The sequence below is a fragment of the Glycomyces tarimensis genome (genome assembly GCF_054776215.1).
In genome coordinates, this window is record NZ_BAAHCB010000015.1 from 161,956 (window position 1) to 163,512 (window position 1,557).

Annotated in this window: 1 protein-coding gene; it reads left to right on the top strand. The window is 68.7% G+C overall.

What is annotated here, in order from left to right; genetic code table 11:
• The first annotated feature begins 292 nt into the window (after nt 1–292).
• A complete protein-coding gene (locus ACYVK3_RS12945) occupies nt 293–1,546 on the top strand; it encodes a CehA/McbA family metallohydrolase (protein WP_460497738.1) in 1,254 nt (417 codons plus the stop codon).
• Nucleotides 1,547–1,557: the final 11 nt, after the last annotated feature.

Genomic DNA, 1,557 nt, shown 5'->3' on the forward strand with positions numbered 1-1,557 from the left:
GCCCCAGGCACCCCCACGCGATACCGACGTCACACTGAAAGCGCTCCTCGCCTCGACGATCAGGACTCCGCAACGCCGAGGCCAGGAGCGCTTTTCGTTCCGCCCCATCGCTCCTGCGAAACGCCCAGGCAGCGGCGGATATACCGCGAGGCGCGGACGCCGATTCGGCGGACTTCTGCGGCGAGGTCGTACCGGCATGTGGAGCGTCCGAGATGGCCTATTGGCCTGGAGTTCGCCTCCGCGTTCGCTGGCCGTCGGCCAGTGTTGAGTGACGACGTGTGTACTTATGTTCATGAGTGAATATCAACCGGATCACCGGCACGATCATCACCATTCACACGACCACCCCGAACTTCCTCGACGCGCACTCCTGGCCGGAGCCGGCGGCCTGCTGATGCTCGCCGCGGCGCCCGGCACCGTCCAAGCCTCCACCGCCCTGACGGCGCAGTCGCCGGGCGTGACTGCGCAGGTGGGCGCTTCGCGAAGCTCCAGGATCAGCCAGGGCACCCGTCTGGTCCACGCCGATATGCACAACCACACCGTCATGTCCGACGGCGATGGCGATCCCGAACTCGCCTTCGAGTCGATGAACTCGGCCGGGCTCGACGTCGCAGCGCTGACCGACCACACCACCCTGTTCGCCATCGAAGGGCTCTCCTCCGGGGAATGGCGCCGCACCGGCGAGATCGCCGACGCGGCCGACGACCCCGGCCGGTTCACGGCGATCCGCGGCTTCGAGTGGTCGCACCCGCTGCTCGGCCACGTCAACGTGTACGGCACCGGCGACTTCGTCGACCTGCTCCGGGCCAGCAGCATGAACGGTCTCTACGACTGGCTCGACGCCCGGGACGCCATCGCCACATTCAACCATCCGGGGCGTGAGGCGGCCCGGTTCGACGAGTTCGATCCCGACTCGCCTGCGGTCGACCACATGGTCGGCCTCGAGATGTTCAACCGCCGCGACGACTACCTGTTCGAGGGCTGGTCCTCGGGCATGAGCTCACCCCTGGTGGCCTGCCTCAACGCCGGATGGCGCACCGGCTTGACCGGCGTCACCGACGAGCACGGCACCGACTGGGGTTTCCCCGAGGGCAAAGGCCGCAGTGGTCTGTGGGTCGCCGAGAACACCCGCGCGGGCGTGTACGAGGCGATGCGGGCCCGCCGGTTCTTCGCGACCCGGGTCTCGGGCCTGCGGCTCGACGCCACCGCCAACGGCGTCCAGATGGGAGGGTCGGTGCCCTTCATCGCCGGGGACGTCAGCTTCGCGGTCGACCTTGACCGAGGACCGGAATGGACGGGCAAGCCGTTGCGCGTGCAGGTCCTGCGGCCCGATACCGACGCCCCGCTCGTCGCCGAGGTCGTCGAGTTCGAGGCCGGCGATCTGGTCGAATTCACCGTCCCGATGGACGTCGAGGACGGCGACTGGGTCGTGCTGCGAATCTCCGACCCGGCCGCCGCCAACGAGCAGCCCGGCCCGGACGGACACCCGTGCAACGATCTCGGGGTGGCCTATTCGAGCCCCTGGTGGCTCGAGCCAGGGTCCTGACCGGACACGGG

Excerpts from the sequence above, each read along its gene's own strand:
- ACYVK3_RS12945 (WP_460497738.1), top strand. The coding sequence starts at position 293 with ATGAGTGAATATCAACCGGATCACCGGCACGATCATCACCATTCACAC.